This window comes from Paraburkholderia sp. D15 (assembly GCF_029910215.1).
In the GTDB taxonomy this organism is placed as follows: Bacteria; Pseudomonadota; Gammaproteobacteria; order Burkholderiales; family Burkholderiaceae; genus Paraburkholderia.
The window spans coordinates 4,204,405-4,230,733 of sequence record NZ_CP110395.1 but is presented as its reverse complement, the minus strand read 5'-3'; the positions used below and the strand labels follow the sequence as shown (position 1 = coordinate 4,230,733).

General features: G+C 60.3%; 21 protein-coding genes and 1 other annotated feature. Of the genes, 16 read left to right on the top strand and 5 right to left on the bottom strand.

The window, feature by feature from the left end; all coding sequences use genetic code 11:
- The first annotated feature begins 7 nt into the window (after window positions 1-7).
- Window positions 8-661 (top strand): glutathione S-transferase family protein, encoded by a 654-nt coding sequence (locus LFL96_RS18510; protein WP_280996634.1) that lies wholly within the window; start codon window positions 8-10, stop codon window positions 659-661.
- Complete coding sequence (locus tag LFL96_RS18505; protein ID WP_281000830.1) at window positions 658-1,893, top strand: multifunctional CCA addition/repair protein; 1,236 nt, start codon at window positions 658-660, stop codon at window positions 1,891-1,893. The genes LFL96_RS18510 and LFL96_RS18505 overlap by 4 nt, the downstream gene beginning before the upstream one ends.
- 140 nt (window positions 1,894-2,033) lie before the next feature.
- Here the strand turns inward: LFL96_RS18505 and LFL96_RS18500 are convergent, their stop codons facing one another.
- Together LFL96_RS18500 and LFL96_RS18495 are read right to left on the bottom strand one after the other, a co-directional pair.
- The gene (locus LFL96_RS18500) at window positions 2,034-2,228 is read right to left on the bottom strand and encodes a DUF2905 domain-containing protein (RefSeq protein WP_105510051.1); all 195 of its coding nucleotides are present in this window, start codon (window positions 2,226-2,228) and stop codon (window positions 2,034-2,036) included.
- 31 nt (window positions 2,229-2,259) lie between these two features.
- A complete protein-coding gene (locus LFL96_RS18495; RefSeq protein WP_280996631.1) occupies window positions 2,260-3,450 on the bottom strand; it encodes an SAM-dependent methyltransferase in 1,191 nt (396 codons plus the stop codon).
- 13 nt (window positions 3,451-3,463) lie between these two features.
- Between LFL96_RS18495 and LFL96_RS18490 the strand changes: the two genes are divergently transcribed.
- From LFL96_RS18490 to LFL96_RS18430, 13 genes are all read left to right on the top strand, one after another.
- On the top strand, window positions 3,464-4,282 hold the full coding sequence (locus LFL96_RS18490) for an SDR family oxidoreductase (RefSeq protein WP_280996630.1): 819 nt from the start codon (window positions 3,464-3,466) through the stop codon (window positions 4,280-4,282).
- An 87-nt stretch (window positions 4,283-4,369) separates the two neighbouring features.
- Window positions 4,370-4,765: a dihydroneopterin aldolase gene (locus tag LFL96_RS18485; protein ID WP_280996629.1), complete on the top strand. Its 396-nt coding sequence runs from the start codon at window positions 4,370-4,372 to the stop codon at window positions 4,763-4,765.
- Window positions 4,766-4,768: 3 nt separating this feature from the next.
- Window positions 4,769-5,812, top strand: a complete 1,044-nt coding sequence (ttcA, locus tag LFL96_RS18480) for a tRNA 2-thiocytidine(32) synthetase TtcA (RefSeq protein ID WP_280996627.1) — start codon at window positions 4,769-4,771, stop codon at window positions 5,810-5,812.
- A gap of 114 nt (window positions 5,813-5,926) precedes the next feature.
- Window positions 5,927-7,288, top strand: coding sequence for a bifunctional UDP-N-acetylglucosamine diphosphorylase/glucosamine-1-phosphate N-acetyltransferase GlmU (gene glmU, locus LFL96_RS18475; protein ID WP_280996626.1), 1,362 nt, complete (start codon window positions 5,927-5,929; stop codon window positions 7,286-7,288).
- 60 nt (window positions 7,289-7,348) lie between these two features.
- Complete coding sequence (gene glmS, locus LFL96_RS18470; protein WP_280996625.1) at window positions 7,349-9,166, top strand: glutamine--fructose-6-phosphate transaminase (isomerizing); 1,818 nt, start codon at window positions 7,349-7,351, stop codon at window positions 9,164-9,166.
- 483 nt (window positions 9,167-9,649) lie between these two features.
- The gene (locus tag LFL96_RS18465; protein WP_280996624.1) at window positions 9,650-10,459 is read left to right on the top strand and encodes a Dam family site-specific DNA-(adenine-N6)-methyltransferase; all 810 of its coding nucleotides are present in this window, start codon (window positions 9,650-9,652) and stop codon (window positions 10,457-10,459) included.
- On the top strand, window positions 10,398-11,663 hold the full coding sequence (locus LFL96_RS18460) for a metallophosphoesterase (RefSeq protein ID WP_348638400.1): 1,266 nt from the start codon (window positions 10,398-10,400) through the stop codon (window positions 11,661-11,663). The genes LFL96_RS18465 and LFL96_RS18460 overlap by 62 nt, the downstream gene beginning before the upstream one ends.
- The gene (locus LFL96_RS18455) at window positions 11,660-13,528 is read left to right on the top strand and encodes a hypothetical protein (RefSeq protein ID WP_280996621.1); all 1,869 of its coding nucleotides are present in this window, start codon (window positions 11,660-11,662) and stop codon (window positions 13,526-13,528) included. Before LFL96_RS18460 ends, LFL96_RS18455 begins: the two co-directional genes overlap by 4 nt.
- Before the next feature lies 1 nt (window position 13,529).
- Entirely contained in the window at window positions 13,530-14,483 is a 954-nt protein-coding gene (locus LFL96_RS18450; RefSeq protein ID WP_280996620.1) for a hypothetical protein, read from the top strand.
- A 572-nt stretch (window positions 14,484-15,055) separates the two neighbouring features.
- Window positions 15,056-16,099, top strand: coding sequence for a hypothetical protein (locus tag LFL96_RS18445; protein WP_280996619.1), 1,044 nt, complete (start codon window positions 15,056-15,058; stop codon window positions 16,097-16,099).
- Between the two features lie 414 nt (window positions 16,100-16,513).
- Window positions 16,514-20,200, top strand: coding sequence for a hypothetical protein (locus tag LFL96_RS18440; protein WP_280996617.1), 3,687 nt, complete (start codon window positions 16,514-16,516; stop codon window positions 20,198-20,200).
- Between the two features lie 1,036 nt (window positions 20,201-21,236).
- Window positions 21,237-22,468, top strand: a protein-coding gene (locus LFL96_RS18435) for an IS3 family transposase (protein WP_280996616.1) whose coding sequence is annotated in 2 segments (ribosomal slippage) — window positions 21,237-21,525 and window positions 21,525-22,468 — 1,233 coding nt in all. Because the reading frame shifts where the segments join, the coding sequence is not laid out codon by codon here.
- Window positions 21,515-21,631, top strand: a sequence feature (AL1L pseudoknot). (Overlaps the previous gene by 117 nt.)
- Window positions 22,469-22,825: 357 nt before the next feature.
- Window positions 22,826-23,401 (top strand): hypothetical protein, encoded by a 576-nt coding sequence (locus LFL96_RS18430; RefSeq protein ID WP_280996615.1) that lies wholly within the window; start codon window positions 22,826-22,828, stop codon window positions 23,399-23,401.
- Between the two features lie 41 nt (window positions 23,402-23,442).
- Here LFL96_RS18430 and LFL96_RS18425 read toward each other — a convergent pair whose 3' ends face one another.
- On the bottom strand, window positions 23,443-24,441 hold the full coding sequence (locus LFL96_RS18425) for a DUF2092 domain-containing protein (protein WP_280996614.1): 999 nt from the start codon (window positions 24,439-24,441) through the stop codon (window positions 23,443-23,445).
- A gap of 360 nt (window positions 24,442-24,801) precedes the next feature.
- Here LFL96_RS18425 and LFL96_RS18420 point away from each other — a divergent pair, with 360 nt between their 5' ends.
- Window positions 24,802-25,257, top strand: a complete 456-nt coding sequence (locus LFL96_RS18420) for an SRPBCC family protein (protein ID WP_280996613.1) — start codon at window positions 24,802-24,804, stop codon at window positions 25,255-25,257.
- 19 nt (window positions 25,258-25,276) lie between these two features.
- Here the strand turns inward: LFL96_RS18420 and LFL96_RS18415 are convergent, their stop codons facing one another.
- Together LFL96_RS18415 and LFL96_RS18410 are read right to left on the bottom strand one after the other, a co-directional pair.
- Entirely contained in the window at window positions 25,277-25,537 is a 261-nt protein-coding gene (locus tag LFL96_RS18415) for a DUF6723 family protein (RefSeq protein ID WP_280996612.1), read from the bottom strand.
- Between the two features lie 112 nt (window positions 25,538-25,649).
- Complete coding sequence (locus tag LFL96_RS18410; protein ID WP_280996611.1) at window positions 25,650-26,297, bottom strand: glutathione S-transferase family protein; 648 nt, start codon at window positions 26,295-26,297, stop codon at window positions 25,650-25,652.
- Between the last annotated feature and the right edge of the window lie 32 nt (window positions 26,298-26,329).

The window sequence follows — 26,329 nt, the reverse complement described above, 5'->3', positions numbered from 1 at the left end:
ACAAAGCATGAAGCTGATCATTGGTGACAAGAACTATTCGTCGTGGTCGATGCGGCCATGGCTGCTGCTGAAGCATTTCGGCATTCCGTTCGAAGAAGTGCTGATCCTTCTGCGCGAACCCGGCACGGCCGCCGCGATCCGCGCGCACGCGCCGAATGGTGCGGGCAAGGTGCCCTGTCTGGTCGACGACACGGGGCACGCGACATGGGACTCGCTGGCCATCGCCGAAACGCTCGCCGAGCGTTTTCCGCAGCATCCGCTCTGGCCGCGCGATGCCGCCGCCCGCAGTCACGCGCGCAGCGTGAGCGCGGAAATGCATTCGGGCTTCGGCGAATTGCGCTCGAACATGTGGATGAACATCCGCGCGTCGTTTCCCGGCAAGAACGCGACGCCCGGCGCGCTCGCCGACATCGCGCGCATCGACGCGCTGTGGCGCGATTGCCTCGACACCTACGGCGGCCCGTTCCTGTTCGGCGATTTCACCATTGCCGACGCGATGTACGCGCCGGTCGTGATGCGCTTCAACACGTGGCAGCCCGCTTTGTCCGAAGCCGCGTCCGCCTACGCGCGCCGCATTGCCGCGGTGCCCGCCGTGAAGGCATGGATCGACGACGCGCTGCGCGAAACGCACGCACTGCCGGATCAAGACGAATGCCCATGAATATCTACGCGGTAGGCGGCGCGATCCGCGACGAGGTGCTGGGCGTACCGGTGCAGGACCGCGATTACGTCGTGGTCGGTGCGACGCCGGAGCAGATGGTCGCGCAGGGTTATCGTCCGGTGGGCAAGGACTTTCCGGTGTTTCTTCATCCGCAGACGCACGAGGAATACGCGCTTGCGCGTACCGAACGCAAGACGGCGGCGGGCTATCACGGCTTCCAGTTTTTCTTCGCGCCGGACGTGACGCTGGAGGAAGATCTCGCGCGCCGCGATCTCACGATCAATGCGATGGCGCGCGAAGTGCGTCCCGACGGCGAACTGACCGGGCCGGTGATCGATCCGTTCGACGGTCAGGGCGATCTGCGCGCACGGCTGTTCCGTCATGTGAGCGATGCGTTCCTCGAAGATCCCGTGCGGATTCTGCGGATCGCGCGATTCGCGGCGAGGTTCGTGGATTTCACGGTCGCGCCCGAAACGCTGACGCTGATGCGCAAGATGGTCGCCGACGGTGAAGTGGATGCGCTGGTCGCCGAGCGCGTGTGGCAGGAAGTGTCGCGCGGCCTCATGGAGAAGCAGCCGTCGCGCATGTTCGAGGTGTTGCGCGAGTGCGGTGCGTTGGCGCGCATTCTGCCCGAGATCGACGCGCTGTACGGCGTGCCGCAACGCGCCGACTATCACCCCGAAGTGGACACGGGCGTTCACGTGATGATGGTGGTCGATCACGCCGCGCAGCAGGGTTACGCATTGCCGGTTCGTTTCGCCGCATTGACGCACGACCTCGGCAAGGCCACGACGCCGGCGGACGTATTGCCGCGCCATATCGGCCATGAAGAGCGCAGCGTGAATCTGCTCAAGCCCTTGTGCGAGCGGCTGCGTGTGCCCAACGAGTGCCGCGATCTCGCGCTGCTCGTGGCGCGCGAGCACGGCAATATTCATCGCGTGATGGAAATGGGGGCGGCGGCCCTGGTGAGGCTGCTCGAACGCAGCGACGCGATTCGCAAGCCGGCGCGTTTCGCCGAAGCGTTGCAGGCGTGCGAGGCGGATGCGCGCGGACGGCTTGGCTTCGAAGCGCGCGAGTATCCGCAGGCGGAGCGGCTGAGAATTGCGCTGGTGGCGGCGCGCGGCGTGGATGCCGGCGCAGTCGCGAAGCGGCTGGCCGATGCGCCGGCGGCCATCAAGGACGCGGTGCACATGGAACGCGTGCGGGCGGTGGCGGCCGCAATGGCAGAGTAGGTGGAAGCGGTTCGGCCTTCGAGCCGCGAGAGCGGCGCATGCCGTGAGGGCGGCGAACGCGGAGAACAGCGCGAGTAGCGGAGTAGTGGACATATCGGCACACAAAGCCGATATGTCCGGTCAGCGCATCGCGGGAATCGTTACAGCAGCCGCGCGAGCAACGACAACAACATCGACAGCACCAGCGTCGACATGAACGGAAACGGGTACTCGCGGCCAAAGAGCCGCAACGTCACGTCGCCCGGCATGCGGCCGATACCGATTTTCCTGAGCCACGGCCAGCAGGCCGACAGCACGGCCACTGCCACGAAAGTCGTCAAAAGCCAGCGGATCATCGCGCGTTCCCGAGTCGGGCAGAGCCGGCAATCACAGCGTATGCGAGCGGTCGCCGCTCGAAAACGCTTGCAACGTGTCATCCAGACCGCGCGAAAACGCGATCACCTTGAACAGCTCGCCCATCTCGGCTTCCGACAGCAGCTTCTGCACCGCATTCGCCGCGGGCAGAAACCGCTTCGTATCGGACGGATCGATTTCCGACAGCGCGTCGGTAATGCCCGCGTTCATCAAAAACCGCGCTTGCGACGTGAAGCCGAGCAGATCCGCGCCGGTCTCGACACCCGCTTCGGCGATGCCGGTGAATTCCACGTGCGCGGTGATGTCCTGCAAGCCCGGATAAAGAAACGGATCGCCATGCGCGCGATGCCGGTAGTGGCACATCAGCGTGCCCTGCGCACGCTGCGCGTGATAGTACTCGTGGCGTGGAAAACCATAGTCGATGAAAAACGCCGCGCCGCGCGCGAGCATCGTGCAGATGGTCCGCGTGAAGGCGCGTGCGGCTTCGTGCGTTTCGGTCACGTAGTCGTCGCCGCCGGTATCGATGTCGGCGAGCGTGGCAAGATCCTCCGCCGAGCTTACCGGACGGTCCTCGAACGCGAAGGTGTTGGCGCGCAGCGTCACGCCGCGTTCGTGCCAGACGCCGTCCGCGAAGGCGAACAGACGCACCGGCATCGCGTCGAGTACCTCGTTGCCGATCACCACGCCTTCGAAGCGCTCGGGCAACGCGTCCAGCCAGCGCACTTTCGCGGCAAGTGCGGGCGCCGCCGCTTCGATCGACTCGCGTTGCCGTTCGCGCAACTCGCCCGACAAATCCACGATCGCGTAGCTGTCGAAGTCCACGCCCAGCGCATCGAGCGCCATGAGCAGGCCCGCCGCGAGTTTGCCCGTGCCCGCGCCGAATTCCATCACGTCGCGCGTGCCGCTTGCCTGCAAGGCTTCGGCGAGTGGCCGCGCCAGCGTCGCGGCGAACAGCGGCGACAGTTCCGGGGCGGTCACGAAGTCGCTGCCATCGTCGCCGCGCAGCCCGAATTTGCGGGCGCCGCCGCTGTAATAGCCCAGTCCCGGCGCGTATAACGCGCGCTCCATGTAGCGGTCGAACGGCAGCCAGCCGCCGGCGCCGTCGAGCTCCGCGCGCAGTTGCGCGACCAGCGCTTCGGACTGCGCCAGCGCGCTCGGGCCGGGAGCAGGTAAACTATCGGGTTGGTGAGCTTTCGGATTCATCCTCGCATTGTAAATGACCGCCTCTCTGGACACTGCCGCCTCCCGCGCGCCTGAAGCGCCGCGCGTCGTACTGATTACCGGCGCCGCGCGCCGCATCGGCCGGGCGCTCGCGCTCGGCTTCGCCGCGCGTGGCTGGGACGTGGCGGTCCATTACGGCGCGTCTCGGGACGAGGCCGACCAGGTGGTTGCCGAGGTCGTCGCGCTGGGCCGCCGGGCAGTGGCCTTGCAGGCCGAGCTGGGCGACGAGGCGCAGGTCGCGCGGCTGCTGCCGGACTGCACGGCGGCGCTGGGCCGGCCGGTGTGCATCGTGAACAACGCGTCGCGCTTCGAGGAAGACACCGCGCGCGACGTCGGTTACGACCTGCTGCTGAAACTGACGGCGATGAACGTCGGCGCGCCGCTGGTGCTCGCGCGCATGCTGTACGACGCGACGCCGGAGACGGCCCTCGGCGACGAAAGCCAGCGCGGCGTGGTGATCAACGTGCTGGACCAGAAGCTGTACAACATGAATCCGGACTACCTGTCGTACACGCTCACGAAAGCGGCCATGCAGACCGCCACGATCGCGCTGGCGCAGGCTTTGGCGCCGAAAGTGCGCGTGGTCGGACTCGCGCCGGGCCTGACGATGCAATCGGGCGATCAAACGCCCGCAAGCTTCGAACAGGCTCACCGTACAACGCCTCTGGGCCGTGCGTCGCGGCCCGAGGATATTGTCGCCGCCGCGCTGTATCTCGCCGATGCAGCGGGCGTGACCGGAACGACGCTGGTTGTCGACGGCGGGCAGCACCTGGTGCCGCTGCCGCGCGACGTGATGTTTTTGACGGGCGCCTGATGCGCCGCGGTTCGCCTTTGACGGCGGCCACGGCGCGCTGAAACGCCCCCTTGCGTGCCCCGCACGCTTTTTTCGACTGGAACGAACATGTTTGCCGCTCTTTCGCACCCCCGGCTTGCCGATTGCCGCCGGCTCTTTCTGCGCAATTACGAAGTGCACATCAACATCGGCGTGCACGATTTCGAAAAGCGCGGCGAACAGCGCGTCGTGATCAACGTCGAACTGTACGTGCCGCTGTCGCTGTCCACGCCGGTACAGGACAAGCTGAACGAAGTCGTCGACTACGACTTCATGCGCTCCACCATTTCGCGCCGCGTCCAGCAAGGCCACATCCATCTGCAGGAAACGCTCTGCGACGACCTCGTCGCGACCATGCTCGAACACCCGCTGGTGCGAGCCGCGCGCGTGTCGACGGAAAAGCCGGACGTCTATCCGGACTGCGACGCGGTGGGCGTCGAAGTGTTCCGTATCAAGGAGGAGTGAGCGATGCATGCCCCCGACATCCTGAACGCAACGGCGAGCAGTTCGGCGCAAGCGGCCCTCGAGACGGCCGACGCCATCGTCGCTCAAACCGCTGCCGACGCTGAAAGCGCCGCGCCGGCGAAACCGCCGCTCACGCGCCGCGAGCAGAAAGAAGCGTACGAGAACAACAAGCTGTTCAAGCGCCTCGCACGCCAGGTCGGCCAGGCGATCGGCGACTTCAACATGATCGAGGACGGCGACAAGGTGATGGTCTGCCTGTCCGGCGGCAAAGACAGTTACGCGATGCTCGACGTGCTGATGCGCCTGCGCGAACGCGCGCCGATTCACTTCGACATCGTCGCCGTCAATCTCGACCAGAAGCAGCCGGGCTTTCCCGAGCACGTGCTGCCCGAGTACCTGAAGCAGCTCGACATTCCGTTTCATATCGAGAACCAGGACACCTACAGCATCGTCAAGCGGCTGGTGCCTGAAGGCAAGACCACCTGCTCGCTGTGCTCGCGGCTGCGGCGCGGCATTCTGTACCGCGTCGCGGGCGAGCTCGGCGCGACCAAGATCGCGCTCGGCCATCACCGCGACGACATTCTGCAAACGCTGCTGCTGAACCTGTTCTATGGCGGCAAGCTGAAGGGCATGCCGCCCAAGCTGCAATCGGACGACGGCAAGAACATCGTGATCCGGCCGCTTGCGTACGTGAAGGAAACCGATCTGGAGAAGTACGCGGAACTGCGCGAATTCCCGATCATTCCGTGCAATCTGTGCGGTAGTCAGCCGAACCTCAAGCGCGCGGAAATGAAGGCGTTGATTCGCGATTGGGAGAAGCGTTTCCCGGGCCGCGTCGAAAATATGTTCAATGCATTGTCGAACGTCGTGCCGTCGCATCTGATGGATCACAAGCTGTTCCCGTTCGCGGGCCTGCGCGCCACCGGCGAGGCCGATCCGCAGGGCGATATCGCGTTCGACGAAGAGCCTTGTTCGACCGATACCGGCGACGGCGCGATGCTCAACGCATCGAAGTCGATTTCGATCGTCCAGTTCGACGATCTTTGACGGAAACGCCCGAAATACGGGCGTTTCAGCCAGTTACACCGCGTATAGGTCGGGTTTCGGCGAGGCGCTGCGTGATAGAATCGGCGCCTCCAAACTAGTCAATTCGCCGACGCCATGAACATCGTGATTTTGGCGGCAGGCACCGGCAAGCGCATGCGGTCCGCGCTGCCCAAGGTGCTCCATCCGCTGGCCGGCCGGCCGCTCCTCGCTCATGTCATCGACACCGCACGCACGCTGAAGCCCACGCGTCTCGTGGTGGTGGTCGGCCATGGTGCCGAAGCTGTGCGTCAAGCCGTTTCCGCGCCGGACATTCAATTCGCTGTTCAGGAACAACAACTCGGCACGGGCCACGCGGTGCAACAGGCATTGCCGCTGCTCGATCCGCAGGCGCCCACGCTGGTGCTGTATGGCGATGTGCCGCTGACACGCGCGAGCACGCTGGAAGCGCTCACCGAGCGCGCGGGCCAGGGCGGCTACGGCGTGCTCACCGTCACGCTCGCCGACCCGAGCGGCTACGGCCGCATCGTGCGCGATGCGCAGGGCAAGGTGACGCGCATCGTCGAGCAGAAGGACGCCATGCCCGAACAACTGAAGATCGCCGAGATCAACACCGGCATCATCGTCGCGCCGACCGGCCGTCTGAGCGGCTGGCTCGCGGCGTTGAAAAACGACAACGCGCAAGGCGAGTTCTATCTGACCGACGCGGTCGAGATGGCGATCGCGGCCGGCCTCGAAGTCGTGACCACGCAGCCTGACGAAGAGTGGGAAACCCTCGGCGTGAACAGCAAGCAGCAACTGGCTGAACTCGAGCGCATCCATCAGGGCAATGTGGCCGACGCGCTGCTGGTCGCGGGCGTCACACTTGCCGATCCGGCGCGTCTGGACGTGCGCGGTACGCTCGAATGCGGCCGCGATGTATCCATCGACGTCAATTGCGTGTTCGAAGGCCGCGTGACGCTGGCCGATAACGTCAGCATCGGGCCGAACTGTGTGATCCGCAATGCGACGCTCGGCGCCGGTACGCGCGTCGACGCGTTTACGCATATCGAAGGCGCCGAGGTCGGCGCGAACGTCGTGCTCGGGCCGTATGCGCGGCTGCGTCCGGGCGCAGCGCTCGCCGACGAATCGCACGTCGGCAACTTCGTCGAGATCAAGAACGCGGTGCTGGGCCACGGTTCCAAGGCGAATCACCTCACCTATATCGGCGACGCCGATATCGGCGCGCGCGTGAATATCGGCGCGGGCACCATCACCTGCAACTACGACGGTGCGAACAAATTCCGCACGGTGATCGAAGACGACGTGTTCGTCGGCTCGGATACGCAACTGGTCGCGCCGGTGCGCGTCGGGCGCGGCGTGACGATCGCGGCCGGCACCACGGTGTGGAAAGACGTCGAAGCTGAAAAGCTGGTGCTGAACGACAAGACTCAAACAAGCAAATCGGGCTATGTCCGCCCGACGAAGAAGAAGAGCTGATGAACATGTCGCGCGCTAGCGGCGCGCTCATTGCAACCCAGCACTGAAAAGGAATAAGCCATGTGTGGAATTGTTGGCGCGGTTGCGCAACGTAATATCGTTCCCGTCCTGATCGAAGGACTGCGTCGCCTCGAATATCGCGGCTACGATTCGTGCGGCGTGGCCGTGCTCGGCGCCGATGGTCCGCGTCGCGCGCGCAGCGTGGCACGCGTGGCCGATCTCGACGAACAGGTTCGCGAGAACCACCTCGAAGGCATCACGGGGATCGCGCATACGCGCTGGGCCACGCATGGCGCGCCGGTCACGGACAACGCCCATCCGATCTTCTCGAAAGATGCGCTGGCGTTGGTACACAACGGCATCATCGAAAACTACGAAGCCCTGCGCGAAATGCTGCGTGGCAAGGGTTATACGTTCGTGTCGCAAACCGACACGGAGGTTATCGCCCACCTGGTTCACAGCCTCTATCGCGGCGATCTGTTCGCCGCGGTGCGCGAAGCCGTTTCGCAATTGCATGGCGCATACGCGATCGCGGTGTTGCATAAGGACCAGCCGCATACGGTGGTCGGTGCGCGTCAGGGCTCGCCGCTGGTGGTGGGCCTCGGCAATGGCGAGAACTTCCTGGCATCGGATGCGCTGGCGCTGGCTGGCAGCACCGAGCGCTTCATCTTCCTCGAGGAAGGCGACGTGTGCGAACTGTCGCTGGAAGGCGTGCGTATCGTCGACCGCGACGGCAACGCGGCGCAGCGCGAAGCGCGTCACGTGGCGGCCTACGGCGGCGCGGTCGAACTCGGCCCGTACCGTCACTTCATGCAGAAGGAAATCTTCGAGCAGCCGCGCGCGATTTCGGACACGATCCCGCAGGCGGATTCGTTCGATGGCTCGTTGTTCGGCGACGGCGCGGACAAGGTGTTCGCGGACATCGACAGTCTGCTGATTCTGGCGTGCGGCACGAGCTACTACTCGGGGCTGACGGCGAAGTACTGGCTCGAATCGGTCGCGAAGATTCCGACGCAGGTGGAAATTGCCAGCGAGTATCGCTATCGCGAGTCGGTGCCGAATCCGAAGACCTTGGTGGTGGTGATCTCGCAGTCCGGCGAAACGGCGGACACGCTCGCGGCGCTGAAGCATGCGCAGTCGCTCGGTCACAAGCACACGCTGGCGATCTGCAACGTCGGCACGAGCGCGATGGTGCGTCAGACCGAGTTGTCGTTCCTCACGCATGCGGGCCGCGAGATCGGCGTGGCGTCGACCAAGGCGTTCACCACGCAGCTCGTCGCGCTGTTCGTGCTGGCCGTGACGCTGGCGAAGCTGCGCGGCCGCGTCAGCGAAGCGCAGGAAACCGAATACCTGAAGCAGTTGCGCCATCTGCCGGCCGCGCTCAATAGCGTGCTGGCGCTGGAGCCGCAGATCATCGCGTGGTCGGAGGAGTTTTCGCGCAAGGAACACGCGTTGTTCCTCGGGCGTGGTCTGCATTACCCGATCGCGCTCGAAGGGGCGTTGAAGCTGAAGGAAATTTCGTACATCCACGCTGAAGCGTATCCGGCGGGCGAGTTGAAGCACGGTCCGCTGGCGCTCGTGACCGAGGCGATGCCGGTGGTGACGGTGGCCCCGAACGATGCGCTGCTGGAAAAGCTGAAGTCGAATATCCAGGAAGTGCGCGCGCGTGGCGGTCAGCTGTATGTGTTCGCGGATGCGGATACGAAGATCGTCAATGACGAAGGCCTGCATGTGATCCGGATGCCGGAGCACTATGGTTTGCTGTCGCCGATCCTGCACGTGGTGCCGCTGCAGTTGCTGGCGTATCACACGGCCTGCGCGCGCGGGACGGATGTCGACAAGCCGCGGAATCTGGCGAAGTCGGTGACGGTGGAGTGAGGGGGGGTAGGCGCTTCTTGCTGCTGCTGAGTTGCATTAATTTCGGTTACCAGGCGTCGATTTAGTTTTAGTTACGGGGCTCTTTCCAGCCGCTGAGCCTTATCTGGTAAGGCGTAACCAGAATTAATGTCCCAGGGGCGCTGGAGCATTTTCTCGCGCCCCTTTTTTGCGCCGGCCATCAATTTCGCCTTCGTGATGCGCCTCCTCCCGTAAGGCTCAGTCTAGCTCAGCGCACTCCGAGACCTCGCAGCGACTTACCCGTTCGTACCAACCACTGGTATCCCAACGGCCGGATTAAGTGCAGCAGGCCACTGAGTGACGGGCGCGACCGGCATGTTTCGGCGTTGGGGTGCGCCTGTCGCATGATGGCTGCACTGGGCTGTGCAATGAGCAGGCACCTTCGAATTTGCAGTCATCGCTGCGTTACGATTTTCGGCCGATGTAGTCTAGAATCGCTCTGCGCAACACTTTCCCAAAATCCAGATGACTTTCTGTGTCCCGACGAAGCCCGTTTTACGTTGGGCGGGAAGCAAACGACAGATACTCCCCAAACTGACAAGCCTGTCGCCGGAAATCGTCGGCCGGTATATCGAACCCTTTTGCGGCTCGGCCTGTCTATTTCTGGCCTTAAACCCGGCCCGCTCCATTCTCGCGGACGTAAACCCGCACCTCATCGCGACGTATGACGCGCTCCGTAACGACCCGGATGCCGTCTCGGCGATTTTGACCGGATGGGAGCCGACGAAGGAAACATACCTGGAACTGCGTGCCACGCAACCGGGAACCGACAAGGCGTTTGACGCCGCCAGATTCCTGTTCCTCAATCGGTACTGCTTCAATGGGGTGTATCGGGAGAACCTTCGCGGCCAGTTCAATGTGCCATTTGGCGGATATCGCACGGGCCAACTTCCGGATTTGGACGGGCTACGGGAATTCTCGAAGCGCCTGCAGGGCGCTGAGTTGTACTGTGGTGACTTCGCAAAAGCTATCCGTATAGCGACAGACAGCGATTTCGTCTACCTGGACCCTCCGTACTATTACGGCTCGTCCAGAAATCGCGGTGAGTATGGCTGGAATGCATTTGCTGACGAAGATGTCGACAGGCTCATCGAAGAGGTCAGGTCGGCCGACTCGCGAGGCGTGCGCATACTCATCTCGTACAATCAGGCACACACACTGAAAAAAGCGTTGCCGGGCTGGCAGTTAACGTACGCGCCGGTAAGGCGCAGCGTTGCCGGGTTCTCGAAAGGTCGCAAGGCGGTTCGAGAGTACCAGTTGCGTAACTACCAATAGAAGACGCGGAGCCACGACATTGCCGCCGATTAAGCTTGCCGTTCTCAGTGACCTTCACGCTGCTCCTAGGACCAGCGACCCAAAGGGTACCGAAGTGCGCTTGTATTCAGACGCGGACATGTTCGGCACGCACGACAGTCCCCTGTCATCGCTTCACGAGCTGATAAAACGCGAACGCCTGACCGCAGATTTCGTCGTCTGCCCTGGCGATATGACCAACCGGGCCGACGGCGGTGCACTGCGCTTTGTTTGGGCTGAACTTCACAAGCTGAAGGAGATGCTTGGCGCCAAAGAGGTTATCGCGACAGTCGGAAACCACGACGTGGATTCGCGGGGACGAGTAGACGGGACGTTTCCACGCGAAATGCTTATGCGCCTAGCGCCGCGTTTCCCAATCGGCGATGACGCGCTCGCAGACCATTTTTGGGCGCATGGCTACTACATCACAACTATCGGACCCACCCGTTTCCTCGTCCTCAACTCGTGCTGGCTTCACGAACATCGGGATGAACTGGAACTTGGGGCGATAACCGAGTATTCGCTCGAAAAAATCCGTAGAGACCTGAAGGCGTGTGGAGCAGCAGAAATCAGCATCGCGGTCTGCCATCATCATCCGCACGTCCACAGCGAGCTCAAGCTCGGCAACGACATCATGCTGAATGGTCAGGCGTTTCTGGACGCGTTGGCCGATACCGGCATGTGGCTGGTCATCCATGGTCACAAACACCATCCGAAAATCGAGACCGCGAAGGGCGATTTGCAGCCGCCGGTTGTGCTCGCATGTGGAAGCTTCTCGGGCCGGATTGAGGGGGCGAACGCCACCGTGTCCCGAAATTATTTCCATATGGCCGAAGCAGAGTGCTTCGGCGACGACAAAGAACTATGTGGGACGGTGGAGTCTTGGCATTGGGTTTCAGGCTTGGGCTGGGAGTCTTACGGCAATGCTAACAACGGCTTTCCGAGCCGCTCCGGCTTCGGCTACAACGGCGGAATCAAACCTCTGGCACGGGCAGTTGCACAGTCCGTCGGCTCAAGCCCGTTGGTCCGATGGAGCGATATGTTGCAGCAGCAACCGCATTTGGCGCACCTTACGCCGAAGCGCCTGAACGCTGTCCTGCAGGCACTGCGCGATGACCACAACATCAACATCAACTGTTCCGACAGTGGTTTGCCGTCAGAACTGGGGCTGAGGTCCGAAGAATGAAATCCGGCCACACTGAAATCGCCCTCAGCGTTGAGGCGTTCAATGCAAAATATCTCGGCCCAGCTCAAGTCGCAGATGGATTTGTGTATTCTGACCACTTCGGGCAACTGGCGGGTGAATACCCGGCAGTGCTCGTTGGTCCACGGGGGAGCGGCAAAACGACCCTGTTGAAAATGTTGCAGCCTGCGGCGCTGGCGGCATGGACCGGCACCAAAGCTGATGCGTTCCGCGCTGAAATCAAGTACAGCGGGGTCTTCATCGCGTCCGACATAAGCTGGTCAAAGCAACTGAGTTCGCTAGGGTACGGCAAGCTGAGCGAGCAGAACCATCGCACACTTGTTCTTGCATGTTTTACTACGCACGTCGTTCATGCAGTGCTGGAGACGATGGCATCGCGGGTCGGTTCGAAATATGCATACCGGTGTGTTCAGCTCACCGGCGAAGAAGAGGCCGCGCTCGCCCGAACGTTGTCAGGTGTTTTGAGGGTGCGTCCCGACGTTCCGAGTCTATTGTCGGTGAGGCAATCACTGCGCAATCGGCTGTCGGATATTCGCGCGCTTGCCAACTCGTGCAGTTTGCTTAGTCACGAACAATGCTCCGAACGGCTCGCAGAACTTGAATTCTTGCATCTCGACTTTCTGGATATCTGCGCGAATATTTGCGAAATCTTCAACCAGGCAGTCGGTGAGTCTGGCGCGAAGTGGGCTCTCCTTTTTGATGAGCTAGAGACCGCGCCAGATTGGATAGTTGGGCAGCTTTTTTCTGCACTCCGGGTGCCGGACCATCGTTTGTATCTCAAACTAGCCATCAGTCCCGTATCTGCGACGGCCTATCGAGCATTGTTTGCTCCAGAAGGACCAGCCCTTGGCCACGACTTTGTACAGGTCCGACTTTGGTACCTTGACCGCGCCGATTCCAAAACATTCTGTCGGGCTCTGTGGAACTCTCTGACAGCAAAACATGGATTGACGATTTCGGCCGAAGAGGCATTCGGACGCTCCATTTTCGAACCTCGGGATAATCGTGGTGTTCGCAAGAGGAGTCCGTATAGCGCAGGCGAACCTTGGCACAAGGTGTTTCTTTCACTGGTGAAAAAGGACAAAAGCTTTTCCGGCTATCTGAGGGCGAAGAATATTGACCTAGCAGCTGCGGAGAGTATGTGGGCGCACAAGCGCGATAGCGTACTCCGCAAAGCTGCGCCCATCGCCGCACTTCGGGACTTCTACTTCCACGAGTCGAAGAAGGGCAGTGTTTCGGTCAGAAGGCGGAAAACCCTTGAACTTTATGCTGGGGCCGATTCAATCTTCGCAATCACTGAAGGCAATCCCCGGTGGTTCATTGGATTAGCTTCGCCGCTCATAAATTTCCTTGTCCGCAGTGGAGAGCGGCGAATCCCAGCCGTAGAGCAGGCTCGGGAGATTGAGGCTGCAGCAGACCGGCTTATCGCCTTGATGAAAACAATTCCTGTCGAGGCGAATCGACCGCAAGGTGAAGTGTTCGCGCTGGATGCGCTTCTGGACGAAATTGGAACTCGCCTTCATTCAGATTTGATGGACGGAAGCTTTAGCATTGACCCAGCATTGACGTTTATCGTCGATGAGAATGTATCGATACAAGTCCAAGAGTTGTTGGCTTCTGCTGTAAACCGTGGTGCAGTCATGCTTGTTGACGAGTCTTCATCGAAGGCTATTGTGGGGGAAATGTTGCACACTAAGCTTCGCCTAAGCTTCCTCCTTGGTGCGAAGTACGGATTGCTTCTTAGAAAAGGAAAGTCCACAAGATTGTCCAACCTCCTTTCCAGCAAACCGAAGCCGGTAACTCATGTTCGTTCCGAGCCGAAGCAACTTTCTCTCGACGTGGACTGACATGCTTGCAATCACAGAAATTCGGGAAGGCGGTGTCTTAAGCGAGCGACAATCGGACCTGTTCCTTTGTGCGTGTGGGTACGAAGGGCGCGCGCAAGCTATCGCGGAACGAGTGTTCGAACATGCCCAGCGGAGGGTCGCGTTGGGTTTTGTAACGCAACGGGAGCTCGAGTATGCTCGCAATAAGGCGTGGTTCGTAGAGCACGGATTTTCTTTGCTCGAGATTTCTGACGATGCCTTTAGGCAGGCAATTGATGGTGTTTTTAGCGCCTTCGCCGACATGGCGCGAGATGTAACCATCGACATTGATATCTCCTGCCTGAATCGATTTCGGCTCGCTCATCTGATTGATGCAATACGCGGCCTCGAAGTAAGGTCCGCGAGCGTGACATTCCACTACTCAATCGCGAGCTACACGCCACCTGTCAAGGAAACTGCACCGACCGTGTCGGTCGAGCCCGTAATCGCTCAGTTTGCGGGCTGGACAACGAGACCGGACCGACCACCTGCTGCTGTTGTCGGCCTTGGCTATGAGCCAAGTAAGGCTATCGGAGTTGTCGACCATCTGGAAATCAATAATGCGACGTGGGCTTTTTACCCACAAAGCCCGATTCCGGAATACTACGATAGCGTCCGTCAAGCAAATCAGTCTCTCCTTAACCTTATCCAGGTTGACGGTCGTTGCCGTCCGTACGAAATCACAGAGCCGGCGCAGCTTTTCCACGAACTGAACTCGCTTGTCGACATGCTGAAGACGAACTTCAATCCTGTGCTAATTCCGTTCGGTCCAAAACTCTTCGCATTGGTCACGCTACTGGTTGCATGCGTTCACGATGATGTCGGCGTTTGGCGAGTCAGTAGTGGCTCGCTTGAATTGCCGGTCAACCGTCGACCATCGGGACATTCTGTGTCTCTGTCGGTGCTCTTCACACGACCAGAAGAATGCACTGGCTGACAAAGTGAATATTCACCGTGCGAGTGACACATGCACGAACCCGAATTCGGTAGTTCCCTATTGTCGAAAATCTCCAAAAAATGAACGCAGATGATATCCGAGCACGCATTCTCGATGGAACCATCGCGTAACAGTCAATAGTCTCGTGGTGAATGTTCGCCCGGCATTACCAAAGGATGAGCGCCGCCGAATCAGAGCACAGGTGCATCAGGTCAAAGAGGCGTTGAGTCCGGGACTCGGGCGGGCATGCCTTCGGTTGCCAGCACGCGTGGCAAGATTGCAAAGGTGGTTCGACTGCATCCGGAACTCGGTGCGCGGCTGTCAGATGTGCTTCTTCAAACTCTAAAGGTCGATTCTCGAGGTTCTGGCGAATAACTGCTGGACGTTTTCAATGAGGGGCACCCAGAATGGTATAGCCGCAGCGATGCTACGCTTGTCCTTTCCACGACGTCCGCGTTGCTGACTAGTGGCGCGGAATGGCTTTCAATCAAACCGTCGCAGCTCGGACCGTCTGCGTAGTTCGTGTCAGGCCAAGACCCGCACGGTTCAACTTAGTAGACAGCCGAAACACTATGCGCAACAACGCACTCTATTTCCCGTATATTTCCATCCCCAATAGCGCATGGACCGTGCGCACGTTGCTTTACTGGGACAAGCTGTCGTCGATTGTTCCGATTGAGTACGCCAACAGGCCAGAGGACCTCGACGATTTCATGCGCAATCTGGTAGATGCAGAACTGGTCACGCCGATAATTCCGGCACAGTTTCTCTATCGTGTAGGCCAGTTCGAAACCGTATTTATCGAGCTTCTCGATACGAGGCTGAAACGGATTGGAAGGTTGCGCGTTGACACCAAACCACATCCGCGTACACGTATTCATGTCGAAAAGCTCGGAAAAATTCCCGAAGTCTTGGTTGAGCGCGGCCTTGCAGAGCAACACGACTCGTCGTGGTACAGCGTAGATACGCCAGTGGCGAACCTCTTTATGGCGTATCTCGCCGTATGTCTTGGCGGCTTGGACGAGATAGATGCCGCCCCCGTGACCAATAGATGGGAATATGGGAGCCTGTTTGGATACGGCCCCGCTGTTCGCCGCGGCAAGAGGCCTGAGCATCAGAAGGCACGCAATCAGATTATTGAGTGTCTTCTGCCAGTGCCCGAAGGACAGGTAACCTTAGCTGAGCTGGTTGAATTCAAATCTAGACATGGCGCGCTGTTACCTGCCCTCAGAACAATGATTGAGGCGCGTTCGGCGCAAATCGCGATGTTGCCAGACGCGGACGATAGAGTTGACGCCGTTCGCGCCTTTGTCAGTGAGAGTCAGCTTCAGGTAGACGAGCTCTGCGATGCGATGCGGTTTAGCTGGAAAAAACTAGCGTTCAGCGCATTGATTCCCCTGACGGGAAGCGGGCTTCAATGGACAGCAACGCCAGCGGACAACCCAGCAGCTTTCGCTGGCACCGGACTAAGTTTTTTGGGCGCAGTATATGGTGCATTGTCATCAATAGGAGGTTTGAACGATATCCAGCGTAGACGCCCTCTAGCTTACGTCGCGCACGCGCACAGGCGATTCAACCTCGCTGGCCAACCATTAGGCGAACTGCGCAGCGGCTAACCTTTGGGGGCAATTCGAAGTGTCCCAGTACAATTTATCTTTTAATGTCGGCACCGAGTAAGCGATTGTGACCGAGTCAACCATGCCAAAGTATGACGAAGGGTTTCCAGGGGAACTGCCCGGGAATGTCCGCCGACAGGCGGTTCCTTCGATACGCGGCACCGTTTATCAAGCGTGGTGTTCCATCGATGCTTGGTTGCAGCTGACCACGGCAGACCAGGTGATTTATCTTGAGGGTGCCGAAGATTTCGATGTGGTCAGCACGGATACGGCTGTCACGATTCAGGTGAGGCATACCGAGGCGGCCATCTCCCTGAGTGTGGCTAAGGCGAGAGAAGCGCTCGAGCACTTCTGGGCGTTAACCGCGAGGGACCCAGGCGCGAGATTGAATATCACTATCTTACGACTAGCCCCGTGGCCATCGAGCGGGATGGAAGCTTCGGTGGTCTCAGCGGACTGGAAGCCTGGAGAGTGGCGTGCACCAACGAAGAGATGTCCGCGACTGTCGCTAGTTATCTGCGGACTCATCTTCCTGGGCAGTCGCTACTAGGTAGATTTATCGCGTCAGCCAGCTCGTGCGAGCTGCAAGAGCGGTTGTATCGTCGCTTTCACTGGCTGACCGACCAGCCTGACATTGAGACGGTTCAGCGGAGTGTCGACGACCGAATTCGTGTTCTGTTGCACCAGCACAGGCGTAGTGTCGCGCTCGCAGCAACGGTAAGGCAGCAGCTTGAGTCTCGCTTTTGGCAGGTTATTGTTCTCAGGGCATCGACCGAGAGACGCCTCACATTTGGTGACCTACTGCAACAAATCGAGCAAGCTACGACCGCCTATTTACCGGTTCCCGTCGACCAAATCTCAGACCTCTTTGTTGGGGCTCGCCCTGGAGCGGGCCTCCTGCGATTTCTCAGGGACAAGGTGCCGCGGCCACCGAGCCCGCTCATCCAGAGGGCAGAGCTCGTTCGGCGCATCGAGGCAGCGGTCAATCAGCGTCGTTCGATAGTATTAACCGGCACCGTATTCAAAGGCAAAACGACGGTAGCACAACTTGTCGCGAATGAGCTTTGCCCCAATGCTTGGTGGATAAATCTTACTGGTCGACAATTGGACGAAGTCGACAACTTGCTGCTTGCGCTCGCTGGCGAGATTGACGGTGGCGCGTGCCCTGCTCTCGTTGTCATTGATGACTTGGATATCAGCCCGTTGGCCCATCGTGCATACCGCGATTCGTTGGCACTGGTGCTCCATCGGACGCGGGCGTCTGGTCGTGCGGTGTTGATAAGTGCGCAAGGAGATGCCACAGAATCCGCACAGATGGTCGAATGGGAGGGCATCGAAATAATTGAAGTACCGGAGTTGCAACCCGGTGAAGTTGAGCAACTCTGTATTCAGGAAGGTTGCTCGCTGGCAGATGCTGGATTTTGGGGGAGCACCATCCACGCACTTTCGGCTGGCCACCCGAAGCTCGTTCAGGTGCGCGTCGCAGAACTGTCTGAGCAAGCTTGGCCACAACCAACTGCGAGCTACATTGGCGCCGTGTCGTCGGCCTCAGATTCCGTTCGCCAGCTGGCGCGCCGATTGTTAAGCGAATCATGGGCACCGGAAGTCGTTGAGTTCTTGTATTGCGCTTCCGAGTGTAGCGTGTTGCTGCACAGAAGCGTTGCCGTCAAACTCGCGGAGTCGGTCGGAGGAATCAGAAATCCCGGCGACGTCCTGGAGCGCCTCGCCGGCAAGTGGCTCGATTGCGTCGAGCACGATTGGTTTCGCACGACCCCGTTGCTTATTGGCGCGGCAGGAGAGGCGTGGTCGCCCGAGCAACGGGCTATCGCGCACATCCGACTATACGACTCGATACGGCGTAAAGGCACGCTCAGCCCCTCTGAGGCGGCGGCATTGCTCTTCCATGCCTTCGTCGGGCATGAGCCGCGACGCCTTGCGCAGGCGGCTATGGAACTTCGAATTCTCGAGGACGACGGGGCACGCGAAGCAGTAGAGCGCAATCTGCTCTGGTTGCCCTACGCGGCACTCGAGCCTGGGGCGCGCGTCATTGACGATGCAGTGGCGGGTGCGGCATTCAGAATGCTTCAGTTCAGCGTTGCTATCACGCTGGAATCGGAAACATTATCGAAGATAGGCACTCGCTGGGTGGAAGAAACTGAGCGGGTCTCGCATGCCGAGATGTTGCTGGGCATGCAGGTCGTGATGTGGACGTCCATGGCGATAGCGAGCACCGCGAAGTTGCCAATCCAAATGCGGCTTGATGCAATACGTCGACTCAGCAGTCTTAGCATCACGGGCGAAATCGGTGCAACTGTCACGGATGGCCTTGCATCGTTTCTTGGCAAGAGTGACGCCATCCAAGGTGGTATTCCAGCGTCCGGAACGCAGGTTCAGATTCTGTTGGCATTTTGCGCACGCTGGGTGAGACGTGCAACGACATTGCGTGAGTTCATTGAGTGGTTTGACATCAGCGCGACCGAAGAACTCCGGCGTGACTTCAATGTGGTTCTTGAATGGCCCTTCGTTCAAACTTCAGGCGCTTTTGTTCAGAGTGCATGGGTCGCTGAGTACGACGATGATACGGATTGGGCTCCATGGTTAGAGCTGTTCGAATTTATCTATGAGTACGCGAGGCGTAGAGCGTCACCAAACGTAGGAAGGGAGGCGGCCAAGGCCAAAGCTATAGTACTAACCGAATATCAGTCGCGCGCAGACGAAGCGCTCCTACTGCTCGATGCGGCCGAGCAAGATTTCGGGTACTCCGCGGTGCTTGGCGAGCAGCGTCTCAATGTACTGTTTCAAATTAACGACTATGAGAAGGTTGTGGAGCTTTGGAGCCGTCTGGTTGATGTGAGCCAGTCTGCGCTAGACCCGTTTGCATACCGGCGAGCGGCCATCAGTGCGGCGCGGCTTGGCATGTGGGGGAAATCGGAGGAAATATTCCGGGGCGCGGCTGCAGCAGCCGGTGCAACGGCTGATTCATGGACCGGATTCGGATTGCTGGTCGATTGTTCACTAGCGGCTTCCCTGGGTGGTCGCCAACGAATAGCTGCCGAAATACTGGCTGAGGCAGTCAACTCGTTACCGGCTTCAGCTTCGGACGAGGGGGACGAACGGGGCGAGGCGCTGCAAAGAGCAGCGTCCGAGGTGCACCGACGCATTGAGAAAGTGTTGTGGGCGTCGTCAGAGCACGAGCCAAAGTTTCAGCCAGGCTACGCCAGTTCACCGGGCTTAAGGGTCCCCGAGTCCACTGCGGGACAAGCCCTTCGCACCGCGCTCACGCGTGGACAGGTGGCAAAGCTGTCAGCCTGTCTCGGTGTCGGAGCGGCCTTAGTTGAAAATCCTGAAGTGACAAGCTTGGCTGCGTCGCAATTTCCCCAAGCACGGTGGCTTGTCGCAGAGGCACAACTCGCTGCTTCGTTTGCCGATGGCGCGGGCACTGTGTTTATCCGTTACCTCGTGCAGTTTCTCGCAGCAACGGCGACGATTCAGCGTCTCGGCGTTCGTGCAATGGAACGAGACCCGGCAATCACAGCGGAAGAGTCGGTCGACGCCAGGCAGTGGCTGGGATTACTGGTAGCGGGTGCGTGTTGCGCGGGTCCAGCGCTCGGCGACCATCTAGAGAAATGGCTTGACGCCTGCAGGAGTATGTCCGCCGCGCCGGAGGGGCTCGAATCGCTGGTACGCCAACTTCAGGTCGGTGCGCAGGTGGAAGAAAGGCACGTGCTGTGGGGCGTTGTCGCGGATGTCAGTAGTGGTGTTGGAATACGATGTGGCGCCGCGGCCAAACTGATACTTGATGGGTTGCCCCCGGCCGAACTCCTGCGCATGCAGGGTTGGCTCACTTCGGCCGTGCTGAGCGATGCGAGCGCCGCTTGCCAGGAGCTATTCAATTTTCATCTGGCCGAGCGATTCGCGCGCGATTGGACGCGCATCGCGCATAACCCCTTCCAGTTACCGATTCCGAGGACCACTGTTCCCGCCATCAAGGCGTCTATCGAGACCATTAGCGAAGGGCGCGGAACACTTCGCACCTTCCTGTTGGGTATTTCTCGCGCGTTGGGCCAACCTTTGGGCGACTTCATGGGCCGAGTTCGATAGTCCGTAGGCAATTGGGAATGGAGCTGCAACAGGGGACGCTTTGGCTGTAGCGTCACACTGGGTGGCAACGCATCCAACTCCAACAGTTGGTACGCGAAGATTCCTAAGCTATCTGTTAGATGGGCTCCGTGGCGTAGCGGATTTTCTCGTTGAGCAGAAGCTTGCGACTCTCGACAGCCTGTTAAAAGGGGCGGGGAAGAAGCATTTGTGGGGACATCGGCGGCCTCTTGCCGGTATTCTGTGCGCCCTTATGCACGACCTGCAGAGCGGCGCTGGGCCCCGCTCGGGCCGGGTGAATTTTTTCGCCACTCCGCTGTTGCGTGTGGCCGTAGCGAAAACGCTTGTTGCTATGGACAAACACTGAAGGGTTGTGCCCGAGCCCCCGCTTGGAAATCTGCGATGGACCTTGTACGCAATGATTCCCTTCTCCTTGTCAGGAAATACGTCCTGTGACATGCCACCATTCGTGCGAGTGCGGAGAAAAATCCACACACAACGGCATGACCGTGCGGTGCGACGGCGAGGAGTGGCCACTTGATTTCGGCTAGGAGTTGAAGATGATTGACGCTGCGTTGAAGACGGCTGGAATCGACGCCCAGCACCTCAAGCAGTAGGCAAAGGTTATCGAAATCGACTTTGACCGCAACTCCCACTGATTTCAACTGTTCCCCAATATGGCGGTATTCGGAAGCAATGCTTTCTGCAAGCCGCAGCGCCACGCGATATCGCTTCCCACCGCGCGTTGCCTACAATGCAGTTTTCCCGCCAAGCGACGCCCTGCGCGAGACCAGCAAGTCGAAGCGCTTCATTGGCGGCACGCCTGATGGCAGCCGCCGAAGAAGGCTGCCCACGCTGTGTCGTTCGACCGAGCCATCGGCAAGCACCGCGGGAAAATGCAGCTTCCGGTTACAACTATCGCTGGGAACACTTCTCCGCGTCTCCAACTCCAGAATACGCGCGCTGGATAAACCTCTTACTCGCAGAACTGAACCGCCCCGGATTTGGTGGAGGCTCCAACTCTTGAGAAAATGGAGCCATGAACAAGTCGAACACATTTTCTGCTGAAGTCCGGGAACGTGCAGTGCGCATGGTGCAAGAGCATCGGGGCGAGTATCCGTCACAGTGGGCAGCGATCGAATCCATCGCCCCCAAGATCGGCTGCACGAGCCAGACTTTGCTGGGGTGGGTCAAACGAGATGAAGTCGATAGCGGCGAACGGGAGGGCGTGAGCACGTCGGAACGCGAACGTCTGAAGGCGCTGGAGCGCGAAGTCAAGGAACTGCGCCGCGCCAACGAGATTCTGAAACTGGCGAGTGCGTTTTTCGCCCAGGCGGAGCTCGACCGCCGCCTGAAGTCCTGAAGGCCTTCATCGATCAGCATCGCGACACCTTCGGGGTCGAGCCGATCTGCAAGGTCTTGCGGATTGCCCCGTCGGGCTACCGGCGCCATGCTGCACAGCTTCGCGATCCGTCGCGCCGCTGTGCCGGAGCGAAACGCGATGAACGCCTGCGGCCGGAGATCCAGCGTGTCTGGCAAGCCAACATGCCGGCCTACGGAGCGGATAAAGTCTGGAAGCAGATGAACCGGGAGCGTATCGCGGTGGCTCGCTGCACGGTCGAACGGCTGATGAAGCAACTGGGTTTGCGTGGCGTGATGCGAGGCAAACGTGTTCGCACAACCATTGCCGATGCGGCAGCCGCGCACCCGATGGATCGGGTCAACCGGCAGTTCAGGGCAGACCGGCCAAACCAGCTCTGGGTTTCTGATTTCACGTACGTCTCGACGTGGCAGGGCTGGCTCTATGTGGCCTTCGTGATCGACGTGTTCGCCCGGCGGATTGTCGGTTGGCGCGTCAGCTCGTCGATTACTACAGACTTCGTTCTGGATGCACTTGAACAAGCCCTGTACGCTCGCCAACCAGACAACGACGGAACGTTGATTCACCACTCTGACAGGGGATCGCAATACGTTAGCATTCGCTATAGCGAGCGACTGGCCGAAGCGGGCATCGAGCCCTCGGTTGGTAGCCGTGGCGACAGTTACGACAACGCACTGGCCGAGACAATCAACGGTCTGTACAAGGCCGAACTGATTCATCGCCGTACCTGGAAAACACGGGAGTCCGTCGAGTTGGCAACGCTGGAATGGGTGGCCTGGTTCAATCATCATCGATTGATGGAACCCCTCGGCTACATCCCGCCTGCTGAAGCTGAGGCAAACTACTATCGGCAGCTTGAAACACCGGTCGCCGAAAACGCAATAACTTAAACCAACCAGCCTCCACGATTCCCGGGGCGGTTCAGTGGCTCATTTTTCTGCCATCTTGGGACCAAGCGGCCATAGGGGAGAAGCGTTTGCCGAGCGCAAGTCTCATGATTTCAAAGGGAATTTTTGTATCCGCGAGATTGCGTATACACATCTAATTCAGGTGGGCACTGCTGTAGCCAGTTCAACTCGACAAGGGCCGCTAATGCGGCCCTTGTCGTATCTGCTCGACTCGCGTCAAGGCGGCGAAGATAACGCCGATGCCGCGGTCATATCGCGCGACGATTACCTGGGCGGCGAGACAACCACGTACTGCACTTGCGCGCCGACATACTGCGGCTGATACCAGGTCGATCCGCATTGCTCGTACGCCACGCCGTTGACTACAAAACCCGAACATTTCGGCGGCAACGCGGCGACAGTCGTTCCGACCACGAGAGCGGTCGTTACGCCGACAGCCACGCCTGCCACGACCGGGTCCACGTACCAGCCGTCGTCGTGATGGTGATGGTCGTCGTCGTGGTGTCCATCGTCGTGGTGTCCATCGTCGTGATGGTCGTCATCATGATGCCCGTCGTCGTGATGCCCATCGTCATGGTGTCCGTCATCGTGATGGTCGCTCTGGCCGCCATGCGACTGCCCACCACCCCCGTGGTTTTGTCCGCCGCCTCCGCTTTGCGCATGGCCATTATTTTCAGGACCGCCGCCACCACCGCCGCCATGAGCGGATTGACCACCACCGTTACCGTGATTAGCCGGAGGTCCGCCCACATGCTGGCCGCCGCCTGGCGCTCCGCCGGCTCCACCGCCACGCTGCATGCCCTGAAAGCCCCCTCCATTCCCATGAAAGCCGCCGCCGCCGCCGCCGCCGTGGACGCTGGTGCGAGCGCCGCCGCGAAAACCAAATGCGACCGCGGCGCCCGAGTTGGCCAATAACATTGCCGCCAGCGCAAAGCCGGTAACACGCATGGACGTATTCATGGCGCGTCTCCTTGCGATGCATCGGCAGCCGATCCCGGTGCGCGCAACGGAATCTGGCGCGCGCCGGAGGCGGGGCTAAACCTGAAGGTATCCGCGCTGAAGGATGGATTTAGCGTCCAGTGATAATTGACGGCATGTTGAGGGCGTGACAGTTGAGTCGTGTCGGTGACCACGAAGCGGCACGGCAACGGACGCGAGCCGCTTTCTATCCACAGTTCCCAGTCGAGGTCCGGCTGCTGATAGACATAATGTCTGCACCACTTGCCGCCGACCCTGTCCAGCCCAATGAACAATGCGCTCGATAGCGCTTTCTCGTCGTCGGAATCCTGGCCCCAGTAGAACAGGTCGACGAGCGGCAACTGCACGCCGTATTTCTCGTCGATATCCGCGATCAGTTGCCGGATCGTCGGCGGTGCGGGCACCTTGCTGTAGTAACGATGCGCATCGTCGAAAAGCACGACACTCCGCCCGTCGTAGACCAGCCCCTTTGGCGAACGGCTCCCGGTAACGACGATACGTATCTTGTCCGGCCGCTGAACCGACATTTCCGTGCGATGCAGAAAGCCGACGTTCTGCCCGGTCGTGAGCACGGCATCGGTGACGCTGTCGGCATCGACGCGAAAACGATTCAGGGTGCGCAAATAAGCGCCCATCGCGTCGAGCGCCTTGACGGCTTCGGCTTGTACTTCAGGCTGAGCCGTCGGCGGGGCATTGCCACCATCGGATTGAGGCGCCTGTGCGAGCGCGACATGTGCGCCGCAAGCGGCGGTCAGGATCAGGATGGTCAGCGTTCGCGTTCGCGTTCGCGCGCGCAACGCCGCACCACTTCGATAAGCAAGCTTGCGTATGTCCACCGCATACTCCCTCGTATTGGATATGTAGCGTTGCAGGACATCAAAGACGTGTCTTTCGGCGCTCATCGCGGATGCGCGACACGCCGAATTGCCGAATAGAACGAAAAGGCGCCGGAAAAGGCGTATATCGCCAGCGCCCAACGTACTGGGGGCGGAATAATTCAGAATTATTAAGTGACGAAGCGAGATTGAATCGCTTATTACGTGTGCTGGCGTTTCACACGCCAGGCAGAGCGCCAAGCCTCAGGCTGGTAGCGGTTGGGATGGTTCTGAAATGCTAGCAAACGATCTACCGAGTGCCAAATTTTTTTGCCGCCTGACGTTAATGGTGACTTCGCGTACTGAATGATGGGATGGAAATCGCGGGATAAGTGCATTAGAAGCCGAAACCTGCTTCCGTTAAGCGCGCATCTTGCCGCGGACATCCGGATTTTCATTAACGCGCCGATAACTGAAAAGGCTTTACGATTCGAAGTCCGCTATCGTGTTTCGTCGAACCCCATGCAATTTTCCGTCAGCACACTCGTGTCGGGCAGCGCCGACCGGCTCTTCGCGCTGTCGCAAGACTATGCGCGGCGTCCCGAGTGGGACCCGTTCGCCACGCGCGCCGAGTTGCTCGGCGATGCGACGGCGCCGGACGTAGGCGTCGACGAATACATCGAAAGTCGCGGCGGCTTGACGATGGTCTCGCGTTACGTGTCGTTCCAGCCGCCTCATGTCGCCGCGGTGTCGATGATCGAAGGTCCGCGTCTGCTCGCCAGCTTCAGCGGCGGCTGGAAGTTCCGCCCCGAATCGCCGACGCAGTGCCGCGTCACGTTCACCTACAACTTCCGCACGTCGCCGGCGTGGCTTCGCTGGATCATGGAGCCGGCTGCGGGCTTCTGGTACCGGCGGCAGACGCGCAGGCGGCTCGCCTGCTTCAAGACGTGGGCCGAGGGTGGCGTGCCCGTCAGCTAGGCACGCACGGCTTCAGCGCTCAAAGCTCCGGACGCGCCAGATCGCTCGCCACGATGTGTTCGCCGTACACCTGCGCCGCCGCGACCGCTTCCAGCTTGGTGGCATACGGGCCGAGTTCCGGCGCGCCGTCGAACGGAAACAGCACGCGGCCGTCGGTGGTGCGCACCACTTTCAGCACGCCGTAGAAGCGCCGGTAGCCGGCGAGTTTCGAGGTCGCCGCGATATCGAAATCGTCCTCGGATCGGGCGGGCACGCTGGGGATAAAGCTGGACTTGCTCATACCTGACAACTTCGCTTGTTCAAGGGCGCGGCTTCGGCGCGTCCGCACCCGCGAAAGCGCCGGGGCCGGCCCGGTTGCGCCGGCAAGACATTCACCGGCGGGCGTCATTGTCTCAAATCCCACTGGCCGCTGCCGCGTGTTCGGCCGCGAGCGCCGTATCGCGTTCGCTGACGCGCACGAAACCCGGCCGCGAACAGATGCGCTCGGTGTAGGCGCGCAGAACCGGCGTTTCCGGGACGAGCTTGAACATCATGCCCCAGTGCAGCGCGATGCCCCACAGGATGTCCGCCGCCGACAGCGTCTCGCCGAGCAGATACGTCGAGGTCTGCAACTGATTCGTCAGCGTGCCGAGCATCGAATCAAAATCGCCATAGGGCGATGTGGCGAGCGGCGCTGGTTCGCGCTTCATCGCCTTGTCGACCAGTGCCGGTTCGTAGCACGCGGCGTAGTAGACGAGCCAGCGCAGATACGGGCCGCGGCGCGGGTCGTCGAGCGCCGGCGCGAGTCCTGCCTCGGGAAACAGATCCGCGAGATAGATGAAGATGGCGACCTGTTCGGTGACGAGCGCGTCGCCGTGCAGGATCGCCGGCACCTTGCCGAGCGGATTGATCGCGAGGTACGGCGCCTTGCGCTGTTCGCCCGCCTTCATGTTCAGCACGTGCAGCCGATAGGGCGCGCCGAGTTCTTCCAGCAGCGTGAGCGCGCTCACCGAGCGGCATTGCGGCGAATGGAACAGCGTGATGGTGCGGTCGGTGGTCATGGTTGAAGTGTCCGGATAAGCGTGATGTCGAA

Bases quoted from the DNA above. Each gene is read 5' to 3' on its own strand.
- LFL96_RS18510 (WP_280996634.1), top strand. From the start codon at position 8: ATGAAGCTGATCATTGGTGACAAGAACTATTCGTCGTGGTCGATGCGG.
- LFL96_RS18505 (WP_281000830.1), top strand. From the start codon at position 658: ATGAATATCTACGCGGTAGGCGGCGCGATCCGCGACGAGGTGCTGGGC.
- LFL96_RS18500 (WP_105510051.1), bottom strand. From the start codon at position 2,228: ATGATCCGCTGGCTTTTGACGACTTTCGTGGCAGTGGCCGTGCTGTCG.
- LFL96_RS18495 (WP_280996631.1), bottom strand. From the start codon at position 3,450: ATGAATCCGAAAGCTCACCAACCCGATAGTTTACCTGCTCCCGGCCCG.
- LFL96_RS18490 (WP_280996630.1), top strand. From the start codon at position 3,464: ATGACCGCCTCTCTGGACACTGCCGCCTCCCGCGCGCCTGAAGCGCCG.
- LFL96_RS18485 (WP_280996629.1), top strand. From the start codon at position 4,370: ATGTTTGCCGCTCTTTCGCACCCCCGGCTTGCCGATTGCCGCCGGCTC.
- ttcA (WP_280996627.1), top strand. From the start codon at position 4,769: ATGCATGCCCCCGACATCCTGAACGCAACGGCGAGCAGTTCGGCGCAA.
- glmU (WP_280996626.1), top strand. From the start codon at position 5,927: ATGAACATCGTGATTTTGGCGGCAGGCACCGGCAAGCGCATGCGGTCC.
- glmS (WP_280996625.1), top strand. From the start codon at position 7,349: ATGTGTGGAATTGTTGGCGCGGTTGCGCAACGTAATATCGTTCCCGTC.
- LFL96_RS18465 (WP_280996624.1), top strand. From the start codon at position 9,650: ATGACTTTCTGTGTCCCGACGAAGCCCGTTTTACGTTGGGCGGGAAGC.
- LFL96_RS18455 (WP_280996621.1), top strand. From the start codon at position 11,660: ATGAAATCCGGCCACACTGAAATCGCCCTCAGCGTTGAGGCGTTCAAT.
- LFL96_RS18450 (WP_280996620.1), top strand. From the start codon at position 13,530: ATGCTTGCAATCACAGAAATTCGGGAAGGCGGTGTCTTAAGCGAGCGA.
- LFL96_RS18445 (WP_280996619.1), top strand. From the start codon at position 15,056: ATGCGCAACAACGCACTCTATTTCCCGTATATTTCCATCCCCAATAGC.
- LFL96_RS18420 (WP_280996613.1), top strand. From the start codon at position 24,802: ATGCAATTTTCCGTCAGCACACTCGTGTCGGGCAGCGCCGACCGGCTC.
- LFL96_RS18415 (WP_280996612.1), bottom strand. From the start codon at position 25,537: ATGAGCAAGTCCAGCTTTATCCCCAGCGTGCCCGCCCGATCCGAGGAC.
- LFL96_RS18410 (WP_280996611.1), bottom strand. From the start codon at position 26,297: ATGACCACCGACCGCACCATCACGCTGTTCCATTCGCCGCAATGCCGC.